This window comes from uncultured Cyclobacterium sp. (assembly GCF_963977555.1).
Classification (GTDB): domain Bacteria; phylum Bacteroidota; class Bacteroidia; order Cytophagales; family Cyclobacteriaceae; genus Cyclobacterium.
The window spans coordinates 154,642-174,829 of sequence record NZ_CAXBPD010000007.1; the positions used below are offsets into that span (position 1 = coordinate 154,642).

14 protein-coding genes are annotated in these 20,188 nt (G+C 37.6%); 1 reads left to right on the forward strand and 13 read right to left on the reverse strand.

Annotated features, from left to right (window positions below):
* Positions 1–7 precede the first annotated feature (7 nt).
* Entirely contained in the window at positions 8–2,986 is a 2,979-nt protein-coding gene (locus AAC073_RS10745; RefSeq protein ID WP_339923833.1) for a TonB-dependent receptor, read from the reverse strand.
* 533 nt (positions 2,987–3,519) lie between these two features.
* Complete coding sequence (locus AAC073_RS10750) at positions 3,520–4,071, reverse strand: 2'-5' RNA ligase family protein (protein ID WP_339923834.1); 552 nt, start codon at positions 4,069–4,071, stop codon at positions 3,520–3,522.
* 263 nt (positions 4,072–4,334) lie between these two features.
* Here AAC073_RS10750 and AAC073_RS10755 point away from each other — a divergent pair, with 263 nt between their 5' ends.
* The gene (locus AAC073_RS10755; protein WP_339923835.1) at positions 4,335–5,246 is read left to right on the forward strand and encodes a universal stress protein; all 912 of its coding nucleotides are present in this window, start codon (positions 4,335–4,337) and stop codon (positions 5,244–5,246) included.
* 72 nt (positions 5,247–5,318) lie between these two features.
* Here the strand turns inward: AAC073_RS10755 and AAC073_RS10760 are convergent, their stop codons facing one another.
* From AAC073_RS10760 to AAC073_RS10810, 11 genes are all read right to left on the reverse strand, one after another.
* Positions 5,319–6,686 (reverse strand): exopolysaccharide biosynthesis polyprenyl glycosylphosphotransferase, encoded by a 1,368-nt coding sequence (locus AAC073_RS10760; protein WP_339923836.1) that lies wholly within the window; start codon positions 6,684–6,686, stop codon positions 5,319–5,321.
* 459 nt (positions 6,687–7,145) lie between these two features.
* Positions 7,146–8,303, reverse strand: a complete 1,158-nt coding sequence (locus tag AAC073_RS10765) for a DUF1972 domain-containing protein (RefSeq protein WP_339923837.1) — start codon at positions 8,301–8,303, stop codon at positions 7,146–7,148.
* 18 nt (positions 8,304–8,321) lie between these two features.
* Positions 8,322–9,473: a glycosyltransferase family 4 protein gene (locus tag AAC073_RS10770; RefSeq protein WP_339923838.1), complete on the reverse strand. Its 1,152-nt coding sequence runs from the start codon at positions 9,471–9,473 to the stop codon at positions 8,322–8,324.
* A gap of 183 nt (positions 9,474–9,656) precedes the next feature.
* Entirely contained in the window at positions 9,657–10,361 is a 705-nt protein-coding gene (locus AAC073_RS10775; protein WP_339923839.1) for an acyltransferase, read from the reverse strand.
* On the reverse strand, positions 10,354–11,487 hold the full coding sequence (locus AAC073_RS10780; RefSeq protein WP_339923840.1) for a glycosyltransferase family 1 protein: 1,134 nt from the start codon (positions 11,485–11,487) through the stop codon (positions 10,354–10,356). The genes AAC073_RS10775 and AAC073_RS10780 overlap by 8 nt, the downstream gene beginning before the upstream one ends.
* Positions 11,484–12,911 (reverse strand): O-antigen ligase family protein, encoded by a 1,428-nt coding sequence (locus AAC073_RS10785; protein ID WP_339923841.1) that lies wholly within the window; start codon positions 12,909–12,911, stop codon positions 11,484–11,486. The genes AAC073_RS10780 and AAC073_RS10785 overlap by 4 nt, the downstream gene beginning before the upstream one ends.
* Positions 12,908–13,813 carry a glycosyltransferase family 2 protein gene (locus AAC073_RS10790; RefSeq protein ID WP_339923842.1) on the reverse strand — a complete coding sequence of 302 codons (906 nt, stop codon included), beginning with the start codon at positions 13,811–13,813 and terminating at the stop codon, positions 12,908–12,910. The genes AAC073_RS10785 and AAC073_RS10790 overlap by 4 nt, the downstream gene beginning before the upstream one ends.
* Entirely contained in the window at positions 13,782–15,098 is a 1,317-nt protein-coding gene (locus AAC073_RS10795) for an oligosaccharide flippase family protein (protein WP_339923843.1), read from the reverse strand. Before AAC073_RS10795 ends, AAC073_RS10790 begins: the two co-directional genes overlap by 32 nt.
* 15 nt (positions 15,099–15,113) lie before the next feature.
* The gene (locus tag AAC073_RS10800) at positions 15,114–16,196 is read right to left on the reverse strand and encodes an exopolysaccharide biosynthesis protein (protein ID WP_339923844.1); all 1,083 of its coding nucleotides are present in this window, start codon (positions 16,194–16,196) and stop codon (positions 15,114–15,116) included.
* A 2-nt stretch (positions 16,197–16,198) separates the two neighbouring features.
* On the reverse strand, positions 16,199–18,877 hold the full coding sequence (locus tag AAC073_RS10805; protein ID WP_339923845.1) for an SLBB domain-containing protein: 2,679 nt from the start codon (positions 18,875–18,877) through the stop codon (positions 16,199–16,201).
* 322 nt (positions 18,878–19,199) lie between these two features.
* A complete protein-coding gene (locus AAC073_RS10810) occupies positions 19,200–20,141 on the reverse strand; it encodes a fasciclin domain-containing protein (RefSeq protein ID WP_339923846.1) in 942 nt (313 codons plus the stop codon).
* Positions 20,142–20,188 lie beyond the last annotated feature (47 nt).

Below are 20,188 nucleotides of genomic sequence, written 5' to 3' on the forward strand. Positions count from 1 at the left end.
AGCTTTTTTAGAATCCTAATGAAACACCCAATGTAAATGACTTTGCCTGAGCTGGAGTAAAGAAGGACTCCCCTTGGATTTGGTTATCACTTCCATTTCCACTGATTTCAGGCTCTAATCCATCCTCAAGATTTGAGAACGTAAGCATGTTTTGCAACATGCCATATACTCTGGCGCTTCTCAAGATGTTTGTTCTTTCCAAAACATTCGCAGGAATATTGTAGGTTAGGGACAAATTTCTTAATCGAATATGATCTCCCTTTCTTAAGTGAAGACTGGATCTTTGTCCAAAGTTAGCTTGCGTGGTACCATTTAAGCGTGGAGCAAAACTATTCGTATTGTCTTCCGTCCAGTAATCTAATAATTGCGGATCCAAGTTAAATGAGTTCAGGTTGTTGGGGTTATATAAAAACCTTAGGTCATCAAACATGATATAATTGCCCTGTGTGAAAGTAAACAAGGCAGAAAGATCAAATCCTTTGTAGGAGAACGTATTGGTTAAACCACCTGAAATTCTAGGAATGGCAGAACCTATAATTTCTCTGTTATTTGTACTGTAAGTATTAGTAGGTTCGCCGTCTGCATTCAACCACTCAGCTTCCCCTGTTTCAGGATTAATACCATTGTATCTTACCAGATAAAAAGTATTAACGGAATAGCCTTCAATAGCCCTTTGACTTGAAGAACCTTGAACGAATAACCTTCCTTCACTGTCTTCAGAAGCTCCTGGAAGTTCAAGTACTTCATTTTTAAGAAATCCTACATTCAAAATCGTTCTCCACTCAAATCCAGATGATTGAACATTCAAAGAATTTATCATTAAATCCACTCCTCTATTCTGCATTATTCCAGCATTTTGCGCATAACTTGCATATCCTGTAGTATATGGAATTGGAACGTCTAATAGCAATCCTGTGGTACGCTTGTTCCACAATGATGCTTCTACATCAAGTTTGTTATTGAACAAGGTTGCATAAACCGTGAAATCAAACTGTGCTGATTCCTCCCAACCTAAAGTGGGGTTGGCTGGCTGACTTGGGTAAATCCCAGGACTTCCGGCATAATCACCCAAACTACCTGCTTGATACAAACCAAGGGAGGCGAAATTATCAACCCTGTCATTTCCTGCAATACCATAACTAGCATTAATTTTTAAGAAATCAAGTACACTGTTGTTTTGCAAAAACTTCTCTTCAGAAAGGACCCATCCTCCAGACAAGGCCCAGAAATTACCATAGCGGTTATCCAAACCAAAACGAGAAGAACCATCTCTCCTTGCGCTACCTTCAAATAAGAATTTATCTTTGTACCTATAGTTTAATCTCGAGAAATAAGATGCAAGTTTCCAACCGGTACCTGTTGCACTGGTGATAGTAGGAGTAGCAGCAGAGGCTACGTTAGGCAATTTGTCACTCACAAAGCCTGAGCCTTCTACCGTCATACTCGCAAAATCAGATTGCTCGTAAGAATAACCTAAGAGTGCTCCAAAATAATGGTCATTCCCGAAATATTTTTCATAATTCAAGGTGTTTGTACTCAACCACTTATAATCTTGGATAATTCGCTTGTATCCTTCTCCTGTAGGCTCCACTATATCAGGATAACGCATGGTTTCTTCCGTTTGAATCTGATCAATACCCCAATCGGTTTTAAAAGTAAGGCCAGGAAGTATATCAAGTTCAAAATAAGTATTAGCGGTTGTCCTTCTTGTGACATACTCTGTTTTCGATAAATCAGCAAGTGCTAACAGGTTAGGAACAAATCCAAGTCTGGTATAATTGCCATTGTCATCAAATGGCCTATTGTATGGCAGATGAAGAAATGCTGAAGTTAAGGGAGCAAATGTACTATTGTCCGAGTTGATTCGGTCATTGAAGGTCTTTGCTAAACCCACATTAGCACCAAATCTAGCTTTTTCAGAAAACTTATGGGTCATGTTCAACCTGCCGTTAAACCTGTCCAACTCATTTCCTAAAGCATAAGTGTCCTGCATAAAATAGGTACCTGAAATGAAATAAGTGGTATTGTCACTTCCTCCTGATGCACTCACATTCAAATTAGAAATTTTACCTTGCTCAATAACTGCCTCGGGCCAATCAAAGCCTGTTTGTGGAAAACTACTTGCAGGATCTCCTGTCCTATCGGCACGGTATTGGTTGTATTGCGACAGGGACATGTATGGCCTTACAGTAGTTGGATTTTGTACTCCCCTGTAAAAGTCAACATTGATTCTGGATTCACCACTTTTCCCTTTTTTAGTTTGGATAAGGATAACACCATTCGCTCCTCTAGAACCATAAATAGCTACTGCAGAAGCATCTTTCAGCACTGAAATGGATTGAATTTCATTCGGGTTTAACTCCATCAATGGATTAAGAGTTACTGCACCGGATTCATTGGCATAATCTCCGCTACTTCCATCATTCAATGGAACGCCATCCACTACAAATAAAGGCGAACCACCTGCTGTCAAAGAGGCCACACCTCGAATTCTAATGTTTTGCTGTGCGCCACCTACGCCTGAAGCCCCTGTCAACTGAACACCAGCTGCTTGGCCTTGTAGCGCCTCCTGAGCCGTAAAAATAGGCATCCTTTCAATTTGAGAATTGTCCAGGCTAGAAATACTTTGTACCGACATTTTTGCTGATTGGGTACCATACCCAACTACGACTACCTCTCCTAATGTCTTAACATCAGGTTTTAGCAATACATCAATCTTACTTTGGTTGTCAATTATCCTTTCTTGAGTAAGAAACCCAACAAAGCTAAAAGACAATACATTTGATCCTTCTGGAATCGATAAGGTATAGGTACCATCAATATCTGAAACAGTACCAACCAACGATCCTTTCACGCTCACATTCACTCCAGGTATCCCATTAGGCTCATCCTCAGAAGTAACCGTCCCGGTTACGGTTCTGCTCTGAGCCATTGATGAGAATACTGCTAACATAGAAAATGTCAAGCAAAGTAAAACTCGCTTCATAGTAAATAATAGATTAAGGTTTTTTAACAATGTTTATAATGCAAAATTCCATCAAATTATTCATAAACCAAAATGATCTATAACTGCATAGTACAAGGTGAAAACCAAAATATTTTGTAAAATAGGGCGAAACAAAAATTTATATTTTACAGGCCTTAGATAAAAATAGAATAATATTACTTATTTGTTAATATTTGATTTAATTTTAAATTTTATATTATTATACCATTTTAATATTGTCTTTTAAATATTCATATATTATTCAGCCCGTTTATGTAAAATGTATTTTATTTTGTTGATCATGTTTTTAGCCTACTAAAATATTACAATTCATGATTTAGCCCAAATAGACAGTTGCGTGGAAAATCAAAAAAAAAAATTCAAAATTGCTGATTCAGAATATTATGGAGGTATTATGAAATTATTACGAATTTAAATAAATCGTAAAAAAAATAAAAAAAATTGTTTGACGACCCATGGATCATAATATTCTTACCATTAAATGCAAAGGCTTGGTCCATAATCAATAACAATCAATGGGACAATTCTATTTCTTCTATAATATCCCAGGCCCCTTGTACTTTTTTGAGCAAACAAACCTGATGAACGTTAAAAGAGCCCTTCACAGAACTCTCTTTAAGGTATTCCAAAACAGGCCCAAATTGATCTTTTTTCACATCTTTAAAAGCCAAAGTCAGATGAGGATGATAATTGGAATCGCTTAACTCAATATTCTTTTTTAATACTGCTTTACTAAAAACCATGAGCCGTTGTTGACAAGACAGTAGTTCAGGGGGATATTTTACCTTCATAAAGGCCACCCTATTCCCAAATGAACCTATCCTTCCGAGCGCCAAAGAAAAGCTTTTCTCCTTTTCAAAAAACTCACTTAATGATTTTACCAATTCCCCTTCTTTATTTTCATTGTGAACAAATGGCATTTTCAGGGTAATATGCGGTGGGGATTTAAGGGCATACTTAATGCCAAAGGCGGCACGCAGCTCCTTCTTCAATTCAGTAATGGCGCTCTTTAATGGCTCATCGGGCACAATGGCCAAAAAATATTTACCCATTATTTTAGTCATAACAATATGTTATCTGAATGATTTGACTTTCTATACGAAGGGTGCAAAAGTCGTCTTTTTAATTGATTTTTTAACCTCAAAAGGAATAGTACTAGCAATGCAATGATTCAAATACCATAATCCAGTTCCACACAAGTCGGTAATTGCATTTATTTTTAAAATTTGAAGTAAATGTTCTTTCAAAGAAGCCCTCAAAAAGTTAAATTCATAAAATTTTACCATATTCACAATTCAAACGCAAAACTGATTTAAAGGTAAGATCAATGAAGCAATTCAAAAAAGTCATGGTAGGGTTAGACTTAACCCTTTTAGATGAGGTATTGATATCCAATATCAAAATACTCGTTCCTATTTTGGATATAGAGAAAGTATATTTTATTCATTTTTCGAAAAGTCTAATTCTACCCGAAGAAGTCACTTCAGCTTACCCTGATTTATTGGCCCCTTTAGACGAAACCATCGAAAGTCAAATTCTATATGAAATTGAAAAGAGCAAACCCGCATTGGATTTCAATTATGAGATCATCGTAAAGGAGGGAAACGCACAAGATAGCATGCTTCGCTGGTGTAATATCAAGGAGACCGATCTTTTAATACTGGGTAGGAAAAAAGGAAAAACAACTTCTGACTCCCTAGTTAAAAATCTATCTCAAAAGTACCCTAGACCAGTACTATTGTTACCGGAGACTCCTCCAACTGGCAAAATAAACAATGTTTTACTTCCGATAGATTTTTCAAAACATTCGACGGTTAGTATTTTAATAGCCTTGGAAATTAGCGAAAAAACCAATGCAAATTTACAGTGCTGTCACATGTATGAAGTACCGAGTGGTTATAGCAAAACGGGTAAGACTTTTGAAGAATTTGCAGCAATAATGCTGGAAAATGCAAAAAAAGATTTCAAGAATTTCTTAGCTGAAAATAACTTGCCTGACCAATTGTGTACTTTTATTCTTCATGACAAAAAAGATGAAGCGGACAGCATAATGGAGTTTGCTAGGTCTATCGAAACAAGCTTATTAATCGTAGGAAGTAGGGGGAGGTCAAGATCAGCTGCGGTTTTATTAGGAAGTGTGGCCGAGAAACTAGTTAATAGCAACCATGACATCCCCATGCTAGTGATGAAGGAAAAAGGTGAAAACATGAGCTTTCTTGAAGCCCTTTTTAAAATCTAAAAAATTGCTGTCTTATGAATACAAGTGTTAAGCAATAAAACCTCAGGTAATCAAATGGTTTTGATAGGTTTTTCAATAAACCTCTTCCCCTGAGCTTAACATTTGTTTCATTGTTCTTAAGACTATATTAATGTCCAGAAAAAAGGACCATTTGCGAACATAAAAATAATCAAGCTTCACTCTGGACCTTATTTGCCAGTGCGCAGAAATCTCACCACGATAACCCAATACTTGTGCTAGGCCTGTAATCCCCGGTTTGATACAATGCCTGTTGTTGTATTTCCCCAAACGTTGTTTAAAGACCTCATTCATTGGGACAGTATGAGGCCTGGGCCCTACGACTGACATTTCATTTTTCAGTACATTTATAAATTGAGGAAGCTCATCCATGGAGAAGCGTCTTAAAATCGCGCCAATTTTAGTAACTCTAGGGTCATTTTTGGAAGCTTGGAGCGTATCTGACCAAGGATTCTCTTGCATCGTCCTGAATTTAATACAAGTAAACTCCTTATTGTTTACACCAGTCCGTTTTTGATAGAAAAACACTGGACCTTTGGACTCTAGCTTTATCAATAACGCAATGATTGGCACCAACCAACTAAAGACAAAGAGAATTACTAAAACAGAAAACATTACATCAAAAACCCGTTTGAAAAATTGATTCCCCAACCGATCTAAAGGAATCTCGTTCAAGTTGACAACTACAAAGGATCCATAGTTACTAAAACTCATTTTCTTGTTCCATTGCAATGCAGGACCAGGAATGACCTTAACCTTAAAATGATTTTCATCAGCGAAATCCACTATTTTATTTACCAGATTGGTGGGCATGTTTTGACTAAGGTAAACCAGATCCAAAGAGCCGATCCCATAGGAATCAAAAAATTGGTCAAAATCCCCCAATACATCCCTACTATTCACTTTATCATCAAAAAACCCTAATAATTTGATCCCAAAAGCCTTATTCTTTTCAAGGGTGCGCGCCAACTGATTGCTCCATTCGTCTTTCCCCAATATTACCGCTTTGCGGTAATTTCTTCCACTCTTCCTATACCCTCTCAGGGCCATATGAACGCCAATTCTAAAAAACACCAACATGAAGAGCCCAATTGGAAAAAGATAAAAATCTAATTTATTTGCGCTGGAAGAGGACAAATGCTCCCTAAGAATAAAAAATATCAAAATTGCCCATATAAATGAGACCAGGAATTGCATGAGGGTATCCCAATAAACAGAGGTTCTTGATAGCTTATAATCTTTCCTAACCAACACAATAATAAGCCAAACCAAGCCAAACAGTCCTACATCTAAAAGGTAAGCCGAAGACTTGTAGTCACTACTGGGACTTAAAATAGTTGAAAGTCCAAACACAATAAACATCACCAAAAGCTCCACAGAGATAAACAGCCATGGGAAATATTTATAAAAACGTTTTGCCATTCAAGTATATCATTTAAAAATAATTAGCACAAACCCCTATCATTCGATTCATTTTGACAGGAACTTTGCTGCTAATAGCTAAAAACCGTAAGCTTAGCACAAAAATACTGTAAATCTTGTCACTTTTTTCGTTTTTTTGCTTTAATCGAAATCAGATTCCTACACTGATGTTATTTTACTTGGACAACTCTAATACAACTGAAACATAAAATCAACACATCAAGAGAATGTCATAGGGACGTTATTATGGGATGGGATCAATTGCTGTCAGCTTTCACGACTTTATGCATAGAAGGGGTATAAGTCATTTAAAAAAAGATAAAAAAAACCGGATATAATCCGGTTATATTTTTAATCTTAAGGTATAAATTTCAATCTACTTTAGCATTAAAATTTGCGTTATGACACGATTAATCTCCCACAATAAAAGAATAAGGATATAAATGGAACGGATACTTTTTAGTAGTTAATCTCAACCAAATTTTCTTTTATTTTCCGCTTACACAATGCCTTAAAAAGGTTTTCATATTCATCAGTCACAATATCCCAGTTGTATTTATCTGTTAACCCTTCTCGAGCATGCGCTCTTAAATATTCAATTTTTTCAGGAGAACTTTCTGCCCTTTCTGTGATATCAACAACAGATGCTGCATTTTTCTCAAAGTACCATCCATATTTACCTTTTTGAAGCATTTCCTGGTTGAATCTGGTATCCAAAGCAAGTATGGCACAACCATATCCAAGTGCTTTCAACATTGCAGGATTTGTGCCTCCATATTCATGGCCATGAAAATAAGCAAAACAATTGTGGTACAAAGAAGCCAATTGTTCTTGGTCTCTTACATACCCGGTAAATATCAATCTCTTGTCATCTACCTGCTTCATTCTTTGGGCAAACTTATCGTGATAAGGAACATCTCCTACAATAACGAGCTTTCTTTTGGATTTTGATTTAACAAAACCCTCCACGATCAAATCAGCATTATTGTCAGGAATGAGTCTTCCTACAATCAAAAAATAAGATTGTTTTTGAAGATCCCACTCTTCAATCAGAGCGCTATCGGAAGACAATCTAGGATTGGCACCGTAGGCGATCATCTTGGAAGGAGCGTTGAATTTTTCCAGATAAATTTTTTCCATTTCATCTGAATCTGTGATCAATTGATCATAAAGCTTAGTGGCCAGTCTAGAAGCAAACAGATAATACCTCGCTCCTAATCCTTTCCATTTTGGTCTTAGCCACTCCAGACCATCTACATTGATGGTAGATGGTTTTCCAAAAGCTTTGGTGAGTATACCAAAAGGCCCATTGGCACTATTTACTACAAATACTACATCTACTTTTGAAAAACAGACGTGTATCATTGAAAGCAAAGAATTGGTCAATTGACTTAATGACTTGGTTTCAACACAGGGTATATAGACCAGGTTAATACCATTAACCTTTTTAGGTTTTTTTTCAAACAATGGAGCATGACAATATACGGTAACCTCTATTCCTCTTTGCACCAACCGTTCGCCCATTTCTTTTACAAAAGTTTCGTAACCCCCGTAAACATAAGGATACCCTCTTGTACCTACTATGGCAACATGCAACGGCTTGTTGTTTTTTGACATACTGTATCTATTTACTACTCAAGAAAAAATATTCAAAATTTTCTGTCCATATTTAGGCAAAGAAAAATTTTCTATAACGCTTTTTCTGGCCTCTTCACCTACTTTGTCGATTTGGCCTTTATTATTTATTAAATCACCAATAATGGAAGCTGCTTTTGGAGCTTCATTCAAAGGGATATGGTAACCCGTTTCCCCATGCTCTATCATTTCCAAGGCTCCACCTTGGGCTGTAGCTACCACAGGTTTTTTAGAAGCCATGGCTTCTAATATTACAGTTGGGAATGGATCGGGTAATATGGAGGGAAGAATAAAAATATCCATAGTAGCTAAAACATGGGATATATCTTTTCTAAAACCTAAATTAATTATTTTATCACTAAATTTATTCTCCAAAATCCTTTGTTCTAACCCTTCAAACAAGTGTTCATCACCAGGAAAGGCGTCTCCTACTAAAAGAAAATATAAATTTAAAAACTTTTTATTTAATTCTTCTGAAATTTCCAAAAAGTATTCCTGCCCTTTCCAACTGTTAACCCTTCCTATCATGCCTATAATCATTGCCTCATTAGGAATATTTAACTCCTTACGCAAATCTACAGATTTGCAAAGGTAAGGATTATAATCTATCCCATTATAAACCAAATGCAGTTTATTTGCACTTACGTGTTTTGCCCAATTCTTTTTAACGGCTTCTGAGACAACTATAACCTTATGAGCGTTATACTCAACCAATTTTCCCATCCATACTGCAAAAAACTTTGGCTGTTCAATGATTTCATGCAAATGCCAAATGTGGGTGTACCCTTTCATTCTGGAAAGTAGTGCTCCTACCCAAACTGCAGCTGTATTCGAATACACGTGAGTAATTTTTTCTTCTTCAGCAAGTGCTACAAGCTTTTTATAAGCCTCAAAAGTAACCTTTAATCTGTTAAATAACCCACTGATATTAAAATACTTGCGCCTAATAATGCCTAAACGTACTAGTTCAACCCTAATTCCTAACTTTTTCAACTCGTCTGCTAGCGGGCCATCCTCCGACAAAATCACTAAAACAGCCACACCACTGTCGCTCAGAATCTCAGCGGTAAGTAAAAATATTTTGCTCGCTCCATATAGGTCAGATGACCCATGCAGCATCATAACCCGCTTTCCCTCTATTTTACGCTTCATTTATATCCTTCTGATTCTATTTAGGTAAACATGAAATCGGCATTGATTTTTTTGTATGCGGTAGAATTCCTTCCAGACTATGGCCTTAAACAATAACTTTAATTCCTCTTTTAGACTTCGATTATAAAATTCAGGTCAATCATACTGCCAATATCCATGGACATGATTAGGAACCCGTTTTTTTCATTTCCTTGATTTGATAAGCTTGGCAGGATTTCCTCCAACGATGCTGTGTGGAGCCACGTCCTTTGTTACTATACTTCCAGCCGCAACAACCGACCCCTTCCCTATGGTAACCCCTGCTAAAATCACGGCATTAGAAGCAATCCAGCAATCATCCTCTATTTTTACAAAAGAACGTTTGACCCCTTGCGCTATCATTGGTTGCTCATTATCTTCAAAGACATGATTTTCTGCATAAATACTTACCCTCGGCGACATCATTACATTGTCACCAATCTCAATATAACCTGAACAACCAATATAGGCATAAGGCCCTATGCTTGAATTATTGCCAACTTTAAGTCCTACCCCTAACTCGCCGCCATATAAGTTTGTTGGTCGAATAATCGCATAGCTACCCACGGTCACTTTATCACCGAAAACGATGCCTTTTTGTGAAAGGCAATTTATTTCACAATGATCCTGGGCAACAAAATTACTTCCGACCTCAAAATAGCCTGCTTGACGAATGGTTACTCCCTTCCCCAACAGGAGCATCCCTCTTGATGATTTCAGCCGGAGTCTTAGAAACAACCCACGAAACCACCAAATACCCATACGCATCAATACAGACAGGGTAGATAATCGGTCCCAACCCAATCCAAATCGATCTGAAAAATCCAATCCTGAAATCCCTGAAATTAACTTTCCCGGAAAACTACTCATCAATCATCCTTTTAAAATAACCCAGCAAAGATAGGAAAAACTTCTCTCCAGTAAACAACGACAACCGCTTAAAGCCAGATTGGATTAATTCATGACGAAGAACTTCATCTGTGGAAAGCTGCAACATGGCTTTTGAAAAATCCTCCGCATTAAAGGAGTTACTTACCAACACTGCTTCACCTCCCACTTCCCGCAATGCACCTTGAGGACCGATAATAACGGGTAAACCGTAAGAAAATGCCTCCAACACAGGCAATCCAAAACCTTCATTGGTGGAAGGAAACACATAAGCCTCTGCAAATTGATAATAAGTAGAAAGCTCGTTTGCTTCTAAATACCCAGGGAAAATCACCTTGTCCTCCAATTGGTGCATTTTTACTAAATTCAAAATCGCAGGATAGTCATCCAAGGCTTCTCGAGGGCCTCTTTGCCCTACCAAAACTAAAGCGTAGGCTGTATCACTCTTTTGCGAAAAAATAGCAAAAGCCTTAATAAGTGTGGGAAGGTTTTTCCTTTTCTCCATAACACCAACATGAAGGAAATATGGGTTTGGGTGAGGGGAGAATTCCTTGTTCTTTTTGCTCTTCACCGGGAGGTCCAGGCCTGTAGGAATGGCCGTGATAGGATTGCTAGTTATTAAATAATTTGATATTTTTGATTTGGCATAATGACTGACGGTCAAAACGCAAGCTCCCGAATCAATACTCTTCTGTAAAAAGAACAAGTAAATTTTTCTCCAGAGGGCATTGTAATGTTCGGGCGTTTCCCAGAAAAAAGCATCATGAATCACGGAAATCCTTTTTCCTCTGGACCAAATGGGTGAAAGAATGTCAGGAGAGAATACCAGATCCGTTTTGTACCAAAGAGAAAGGAATGGTAAGACTAGGAGTTTGTGAGAAAAATATCGAATCTGAAACCACCAATTTTTCCAGCGAGCAGTTTTCCCTTTAAAAAATTTACTTTCCTTGATTTTTTCTCTTGACGGGTAAATGACAAAAGTGTACGCTTCCCCATCGTAAGCTGCGATTTGATTGAGAAGGCTATCCGTATAGGTTTTAATGCCCGTTTGAGCCAGGTATTGAAAAAATATATCTATGAGAATGACTTTCTTACCTTTCTTATTCATGCCGATGGTTGGGAAAGATTATTAGGCCTCGTAAACTTCAAGTTAAAGTAAAGCTGGTTATAGGCAGTTAGGGTATAGCCCATCATCCACCAGGAAATGAGTGAAACATAAGCATATAATTCTGCATTGGCTGTAAATAGCGGTAAAAGAAGCCCAAATTTAGTTGCGGCTGTCACAAAAGCAATACGAGCTGTATTGCTGTCTTCTGTTTTTCTAAAAACCATAAGGCTTTTATAGATACCAAAACCCAAAATAGCAATGTACAAAAACATGCCTAACACGCCAAGTTGAACCCCATAGATTAAAAACTGGTTTTCTCCCCCGACACGGAATTCATCTTCTACACTACCTGTGTTTCCACTCATAGCGAGCCCTATTCCTTCGGGATTGGCAATAATGGAATCTAAGGCAAGAAACCATTCCACCAAATGTCCCAAGCTAGAAGCATTTTGGAAGGTAAGGGTGTCATAGATAAAATAATAAAATTCATCGGAGGCAAACAATATCACATAGGCTCCAAAACTAATAAAAAGCAAGGCGCCTAGACCTAATAATTTATAAAGCCTAAATACCACAGCAATGAAGAGAAGCATTAAAAAGAATGCTCCAAAAGCTGCCCTAGATGCGGTCATCATCAAGCTCCCCAAGGATGCCGCCATTACGATAAGGTACATCCAGCTCTGTCCTCTTTCTTTGCTTAAATACCAGATAAGACCTGTGGAAAAGGCTAACAGGCATGAACTGGCAAGTTCTAGCGGATCAGAAAAAAAGGAGGCCAATCGCATCCCTGAAGTTTGGGTTTCAAAAGTCCAGGACAAGCCATAATTTCCTGTTGGATCGATACCATTTACGGCAAAATTAAATAAAGCGTAGCCAGAAAATTGTTGAAAGTGCGTGCCTATCATCTTCTCTACTACATTCAAGCAAAAAGCAGCAATGGCCACAAGCATTATTAGGCTGAATAGTCTCGTAATAGCTTTTTGATCCATCTGTGTATTTCTTCCCAAAAAATAAAAGAGAGGAATTAATAAAGTGCCTTTAAGGTACAATAACTTACTGAGTAAACTTGCTTCGCCAAGAGGCAGAAACACATACAAAATTGCTAAAGCGGTAAAGGAAAGAAATAGTTTATCAACTAAATTAAGTCTGATTGGATAGTCCCAAATATTTCTATTGTAGAAAACAAAGCCAAGCAAAGCCAGAAACAGTAATAGTTCTTTAATGTATTGAAAAAATGCTACTACTAATTCTGAACCCGTAGCTTGGTAGACTATACTCAAAATGGAGGTGTAAAAGGGCAGGTAGAGCACCATAAAGAATAGAATAAAATACCACTCCCCTTTGAAAACAATCTTTTCAACAGTGATGAATATAAGCAGTAATACATATACCACTACAATTACGAACAATAGCAGAGATATCATTTACTAAATTTAAGTGGGGTTTTCCATCCTTCTTTAATTCCATTTATCACCGCCATGCATTTGCTTCTACGGCCTTTTAGCAAAAAATAAAGAATAAAAAAACCAAATTTAGTAAAATGGAAAGGCCATGCGAACCAGTATTGTGGACTGACACAGTATTTCCTAAGTTGAAAAATTTGATTTCTAACGTTAAGCAGATGCACTTTAGGGTCTAAAAAACCTTCACTTCCTTTAATTTCGCTTTTCGATGATGCTCCTGCCTCATGGTAAATTATCGATTGGGGATGTACCTTGAGCTCAAAGCCATGCTTTCTCATTCTTAAAGACCAATCCACATCTTCAAAATAAGCAAAGTAGTTGTTGTCCAATAACCCAACTTTTTCTAAAACCGTTGATTTAACCAGAATTGCACAACCACTAATCCAGTCAGTCAAGTAAGGGGTTTCACTCTTTACACTGTAATTAGTTTGCGAAAACCCCAACCAAGCGTGGTACTTTCCTCCAGCATTCCATATTTGTGTTTCTGGCTCCATATAATAAATTAATGGCTGTATGGCCGCCAATTTATCTGAAGTCCTCATTTCTGCAAGCAACAATTCCAGAAAACCTGTTGCTACTTTTGTATCATTATTGAGCAACAAAATGTAATCATAACCTCTATTCAAGGCGTATTGCATGCCTATATTATTCCCACCTGTAAAGCCTTCGTTGACTTTATTTTTAATAAGGTGGACCGCTTTAAAGCGATTTTGGATATTTAATATGGAGCCATCTGTTGATCCATTGTCTACAAGGACAATGTCACTTTCTGAGAACCCTGTCGCGAGGAGCGAATCTATACATGCCTGGGTATAAGCCCAGCCATTCCAATTAAGAATAACTACGGCTACTGAATAATGCACGATAAAATTGAGATACGGTGGATGATTTTTTTCTATTTAAAAGTATGGTGGTGATAATAAATATTATTATTTCTGTTGAAATCAAAGCTACAGCAAGGCCTACACCACCATAAGCTTGGGTAAGGACTAGGGAAGCTGTAAGCATGTATACTGAAAAAACCCAGGTGGAATTAAAAAGAACTTTCTTTTGCTCAGTCACTAAAATTATCAGCATATTCCCCAAATTAAGCCCTGAAACCAAGGGGATAAAGGACAAAATTTTAAGGAAAAGGACCGCATTCTTTAAGTTTTCACCTGCGATGAGGGTAATAATAAAGGGCGCTGCTATTTGAATAAAGACAATGATTAAAACGCCAATTCCTAAAGTGGCCAATTCTACCTTGGCAAGAAAGGAAAAGAATTTACTTTTCTCTTCATAATAAAGAATACTGGCCCTAGGAAAAACGGCTTGACTAATTAAAACCGGAGCCATTCGTAAAACCATCGCTATTCGCTCAGCTATACTGTATGGACCCAATACGGCAGCGGAAGCGAAAAAACTTAAAATAATCAGTCCTCCATTAATAGCTATGTGGGAAGCAAGGCTTGAAAGAAACAACAACACGTTTTCTTTTATAGAGCGGAATATACTAGGGAATTTTGGCCAAATCAGTTTGATATTCATACTGAAGTGCACAAAGAAGAGTAAACCTACATTTCCTAAAAGTGCGGTAGTACCCAGTAAAAAATTCGCCAAATAACTATCCCTTGGAATATTTATACACCAAACCAATAACAGCAAATAAACCAATTTGGTAAGAACATTAATTACCGATACCCACTGCATCCGTTCTTTTCCTTGAAAAAACCAAACGCTGGTAGTGGCTTCACTAAATAACAATACCGTAGACCACCAAAGCACCAAAAGAAAATCTTCAAAATACCCAAAGACAAAGCCAAGGGTCCCGATAATCAATAGAGAGATGAAGGCAAGAAATAGCTTGCTCCAAAGGATTTCTGAGACCTTCTCACTTAGGGCTTTATTATTTCCCTGATTCAAAGCAATGCTCTTGGGGGCACTCAGATTGTACCCGAAACCAACAAGAACATTAAATAAGAGAATAACGGAGAAAGCAAGATTGATCCTTCCAAATTCCTCCACTCCCACTACACGAATCAATACCGGCATAGCCACAATTGAAACAAGGATGTTTGAGGATTGAATTAAAAATAAAAAAACTAAATTTAAAAAAGATTTATGCCTTAATAAATGAATATAAGGTACTTGGGAGGGTTTATCCGACATAATTACTGGAAGGACTCATGGCTTAAGATGTGTCACATACAATGTGCTCAAATAAATCCAAATAAAACCCATCAAAAAGAATAGAAACATTCCCACGACAATTCCCATCTTCAATTTTATTTCAGCTCTCTCCAAAGGATATCGGGGCTGGTCTATAATCTGGATCAAAGGAGTGTTGTTCCTATTGTTTATTTTAGAAATCTCTAAGTTCTTTACAATTTCTTCATATACAGCAGCCGAAGCTTGAATATCAATTTGTATGCTTTTTGAAGGCACTACCCGCTCTTGAAGCAATGGATTTGGATTGGGAATCCTGTCCTGAAATACAGCCAAGGCCTTAATTTTGTTGTCTAAAACTTTTCTTACACTGTCTGATTGATTTTGAAGCACTCGGACATTCTCTGTTGTTTTCTTTGTCTTTGCTTTTAAATAAAATTCATTGACTGTTGCTACGAGGTTTTCATTAAAGCTTTTAGAAAATGCTTGGTCTTTACTGGCTACTGTCACTTTGATTATATTGAGCTTTCGATCTGGCTTTTCTACTATTAAGTTTCGTTCCTTTATTTCCTTCACTACTTCTTTCAATACACTGTCCTGTTGTATACTATAGCGGGAACGAGGCAATGAGAAATCCAAAGCGCTGAAATCAACCTCCTCTTTCCATTTTTGATCAAGTTTGTTAAAAATAATGTACCGCTCTATTAACAGTTTGCCAGCACTTTCATTAGACACAGAATCAAAGGGCTTTAACAAGGTTTTGGTTAGCATGGATTCTGATTTATAAAGTTCCATGATATTGTCTCCTTTAAAGAGGCCACTCTCTCCCCCCATCGCTCCAAGGTTAATTCCAAGCATAGAGGCAAGCCCTGAAATATTCCCCATTCCCCCCATGTCAGATTGCTCTAGTACAAAGGTTGTGTCAGCATGATATACTGGCTTTTTAAGAATAGACACAAGTGCTCCTAAAATAGCACCAACAGCCATAAAATACAGCAATGTTTTCCATCTTCCCTTAAAAACAATTAGCCAGTTTTGAAAGCGATGAAACAGCTCTTTAAATGTAATCTTGTCATCTAATATGTGTCGGTTTCCCTCCATAGTTAATTCCAAATCTGAGTTAAAACCAATGCCAAAGTGGCCAGGCCAGTAGTAATGCCAACAAAATCACCAGGTCTAATTGGGATCCTTGGACCTTTGGTAGGAACAATAATTTCTGATCCAGGTTCAACCTTAGGAAAGGCATTAAAGAAAATATAATTCTTGGTTCTGGCCACTTCACCGTTGGCATATACCACGTAAGTTCTTTTCCTTTTCGCTCTTACATTAAAGCCTCCTGCCTTATTGATGTAATATGGCAATCCTCTAAAATCTTCATGCCTAATGGTTGTTGGATAGATCACATCTCCTCTTAATCTTACCGTTTGCAACTTTCTAGGAACGCTTAATATATCACCTTCCTCTAAAATCAAATCGTATTTAGATCCCGGATTTGCCATTATGGCTACCAAGTCAATCGCTACTGCCTCAGTTTCTCTTAATTGAATAGGGTTAATTCCGTCCCGAGAAGCAGATATATCATTTAACAGTCTCTCTCTGGCCTCTATTACAGCTTGATCTAACTCCACTTCTACTGAATCATTTTTCCCAAAAAGGTATTTATTTATGCGGTCAATCATTAGTTTTTGAGACTCTGTAGGTTCCATATTGTCCCTATTTAACCTTTCCAACAAATTGAGTAAGTTGTTGTTGTTTCTGACTTTCTCCGATTGATTTTTGAAAAACTCAGTTCTTCTTATAAGTGTAGCTCCTTTAGGGTAAGCAAAATCTGTAAGTCCTCCAGAACGGGAAATCAAACTAGAAATCCGCTCTTCGGCCTGGGTAATGGCAAAATTGCCAGGAGCTTGGACTTGTCCATCAATTTTCACCATTCTTTCAAAACTGAAATTTGTCTTTCTCCTCACTGTCAAATGATCGAATGGAAGAAGTGCATGGGGATTATCAGAAAGCCCCAGGTCCTCACCCATAGCGACGGGAATAAGCTGAGCATATTCTCTGCCATCTTGATCTGTTGCTCTTCTGGCAATTTCAATATCATCTTTCGATGCAGATTCTTTAAGCCCTCCCGCCATAAGTATAAGGTCTTCAGATGTCATGTCTTCAGCATAGGCATAGGTTCCCGGCACCAATACTTCGCCACTTACCTTGACATAGGTTTCTTCCTTAATCTCATAAATTGAAGGGACATGCACGACATCCTCTCTGACAATAGGTATGTCAGGTGAATTGCCATTCATTATCTCTCCAAGGTCTACTTGTATCAAACGAGTACTTAGGTCATCCTTTGTTCTTAAAACAGTCACTCTCTTTGAGAATGCTTCCCCCCTTAATCCTTCGGACTTTTCAATCAGTTTGGTAAGCGTGAGCCCTTGTTCAAAAGCATAATTACCAGGTCTATAAACAGCACCCTTCACTTGCACTCTATTGGTATACCTATCGAGTATTTCTCCAACTAAATAATGATCCCCTCCTTTTACCAGAAACATTGAAAACTGATCATTGTAAACATCCGAAACGGCTTTTTCTTTGGCCGTCATTCTTGTGACACCAACTTTTTCCTGGAAGGCGCCATCAGTAAAGCCACCAGCAAATTCAAGCACGTCAGCAAAGGTCTCATTTTCCTTTACTTCAAAAATTTTAGGGCGCTTTACAGCTCCTTCCATACTTACCCTAGCGGTATATGGCGGTACCAAAATGATGTCTTGATCCTGTAAGGTCACATTCACACCTGGATTGCCATTAATTAAAAAATCATAAAGGTCTATTTCAGCAATTGTTTTTTGATTTCGGATTAATTTCACATTCCGCATACTACCATTCACATTCGGGCCACCTGAAGCATATAAGGCGTTGAAAACATTACTAAAAGCACTCAAAGTAAATGTCCCAGGCAACCTGACTTCTCCCACTAAATTTACTTTTATGGTTCTGACATTCCCCAGATTAACTTGTAAAAAAGTATTTGGATTATTGCCTTTTAGGCCTTTGTAGAATACGGATAATCTATTTCGAATAACCTTGGTGGCCTCGTCAAGAGAAAATCCAGATACACTTATGGGACCAATATTTTCCAATATGATCTGGCCTTCTGGCGTAACGGAAGTTTGATAATAAGTTTCTGACTGTCCGTAAACATCAATATTCACTTCATCACCAGGTCCTAAAATATAGTTTCTGGGAGTAGCAAGATTTAGGTTGGGTTCAAAAGTCAGTCTTCTGGTTTTGTTGTAAAAAAGATCCATACCATAGTAAGGCAGTTTATCCGTGTCCATGTTCTCCAAATCTACTTGCGGAGGAATCAGCCCCTGGGTTATTTCATTGAACCCTAATTGTCTTCTTGGACTTCTGGAATTGGTCTTAGCTGCATTTCCAGCACCATAGTTATCCATCATTACCATCCCGTTTAATCTCTCCTTGAGCTTTTCAATTTCTGAAGTAGGCACTCCCCTTAATTGCGCCATCTCCAACAACTCGGCTTCTGAAAGACCTGCTTGAGTAGCTCTTTCGACCAATTGCTGCAATTGCTGATCGGTTAAATCATCTACATTTATAGCTGATATGTCTTCCAATGATTGTGGAAATGCATTAAAAGACATTATCAAAAGAAGAAAAAACATCAAATATCGAAACCTATAACGGTTTTCAGGTTTTGGAGAAATCATATCTATTTTTTTTTGGTAGCCATACAGCTTCGCCACATTACCCACACCTTTACCTGACATGAATAATTAGGTTATTCATAATTTTAACCATAAAGCAACTGTAAAGATAATTATTCCTTTCTTTAAGGGACAACCTTTACCTATTAAAGGCGAAATAATAAATATAATTTATTTCTTTATTAACCCTGTGAAATTGGCCTTTGAAATTGTTTTTATATCTGCAAACAAGGTTTGCCTGCTGCAGATGAAGTTGGCCGGTACCAGTTTGACGTTGCAATAAAAAATTCAACGATGTAGTCAAAAAGTAATTCTTAATCAAATTGAAAGAAAAAAGCATGGGTCAATAAACCCATGCTTTTAAAAATTAACCCTCTATTAAAAATTATGGTAGCATCACTTTGTCAATCACATGAATGACTCCATTCGTTGCGTGAACATTCAATAAATCTGTATTTAGATTAGCTTCTTCAATTTTTAACCCACTCAAATCTACAGTGAGCGTCTCATTTGCGAGCAAAGTAGGTAGTTCAGCAGCATCTCTCAAATCTTGAGAAAAAGCCCTAGCAGGCACTACATGATACAACAAAACATTCTCTAAAGTCTCAAGTGGAATGTCTTCGTAACCTGTTACTCCTAAGTCATCATACAATTGAATGAAAGCAGCATCTGTAGGAGCAAATACTGTCAAATCATCATCCATTCCACCATATACAGCGTCTACTAAACCTGCTCTAGATAGGGCACCTACAAGTTGAGTAAATTCTGGCGTAGCTGACTGAGAGAAATCCGTAGCTATGCCAGCTATGGACATTGTTGGCTTCATTAAAACATTGTCAATTACATGGATTACACCATTGGAGGCCTCAAGATCTGTTTCGGTTATTTCCGCATTTCCATTAATCCACACTTTATCATCGGTAGAAATACTCACATAAAATGGAGAACCTTCCAGAGAGGTAACACTTCCACTACTTACAGCAGAAGATGGCACATCAGCATCAACCACGTGATACAATAAAATATCCTTTAAGTCGTCTTCTGAAACGTCATTCACATCCGTAATCCCTGCATCAATAAATGCCTGATTCGTAGGGGCAAAGATTGTAAAAGGACCGTCGGCACTAAGTGCATCTACCAATCCAGCTCTCTGAACTGCTAGCACTAATGTGGTAAATCTGCTATCGCTTATGGCAAGTTCTACAACGTTTTTATCTTCAGGTTCCATAGGCATAGGATCATCATCTGAACAGCTTGTCGCAAAAAGAACAATTGCTGAGAGGAACAGTCCTAAAAATTTTTGAGAATTTTTTAATTTTGAGTGCATAATTTTAAATGGTTTAAGTTTTCTTTGGTTTAATTCATTGATAACCA

Coding starts and splice junctions, on each gene's coding strand:
- AAC073_RS10795 (WP_339923843.1), bottom strand. CDS start 15,098: ATGTCGGATAAACCCTCCCAAGTACCTTATATTCATTTATTAAGGCAT.
- AAC073_RS10760 (WP_339923836.1), bottom strand. CDS start 6,686: ATGGCAAAACGTTTTTATAAATATTTCCCATGGCTGTTTATCTCTGTG.
- AAC073_RS10765 (WP_339923837.1), bottom strand. CDS start 8,303: ATGTCAAAAAACAACAAGCCGTTGCATGTTGCCATAGTAGGTACAAGA.
- AAC073_RS10785 (WP_339923841.1), bottom strand. CDS start 12,911: ATGATATCTCTGCTATTGTTCGTAATTGTAGTGGTATATGTATTACTG.
- AAC073_RS10775 (WP_339923839.1), bottom strand. CDS start 10,361: ATGAGTAGTTTTCCGGGAAAGTTAATTTCAGGGATTTCAGGATTGGAT.
- AAC073_RS10800 (WP_339923844.1), bottom strand. CDS start 16,196: ATGGAGGGAAACCGACACATATTAGATGACAAGATTACATTTAAAGAG.
- AAC073_RS10745 (WP_339923833.1), bottom strand. CDS start 2,986: ATGAAGCGAGTTTTACTTTGCTTGACATTTTCTATGTTAGCAGTATTC.
- AAC073_RS10810 (WP_339923846.1), bottom strand. CDS start 20,141: ATGCACTCAAAATTAAAAAATTCTCAAAAATTTTTAGGACTGTTCCTC.
- AAC073_RS10780 (WP_339923840.1), bottom strand. CDS start 11,487: ATGAATAAGAAAGGTAAGAAAGTCATTCTCATAGATATATTTTTTCAA.
- AAC073_RS10805 (WP_339923845.1), bottom strand. CDS start 18,877: ATGTCAGGTAAAGGTGTGGGTAATGTGGCGAAGCTGTATGGCTACCAA.
- AAC073_RS10755 (WP_339923835.1), top strand. CDS start 4,335: ATGAAGCAATTCAAAAAAGTCATGGTAGGGTTAGACTTAACCCTTTTA.
- AAC073_RS10770 (WP_339923838.1), bottom strand. CDS start 9,473: ATGAAGCGTAAAATAGAGGGAAAGCGGGTTATGATGCTGCATGGGTCA.
- AAC073_RS10750 (WP_339923834.1), bottom strand. CDS start 4,071: ATGACTAAAATAATGGGTAAATATTTTTTGGCCATTGTGCCCGATGAG.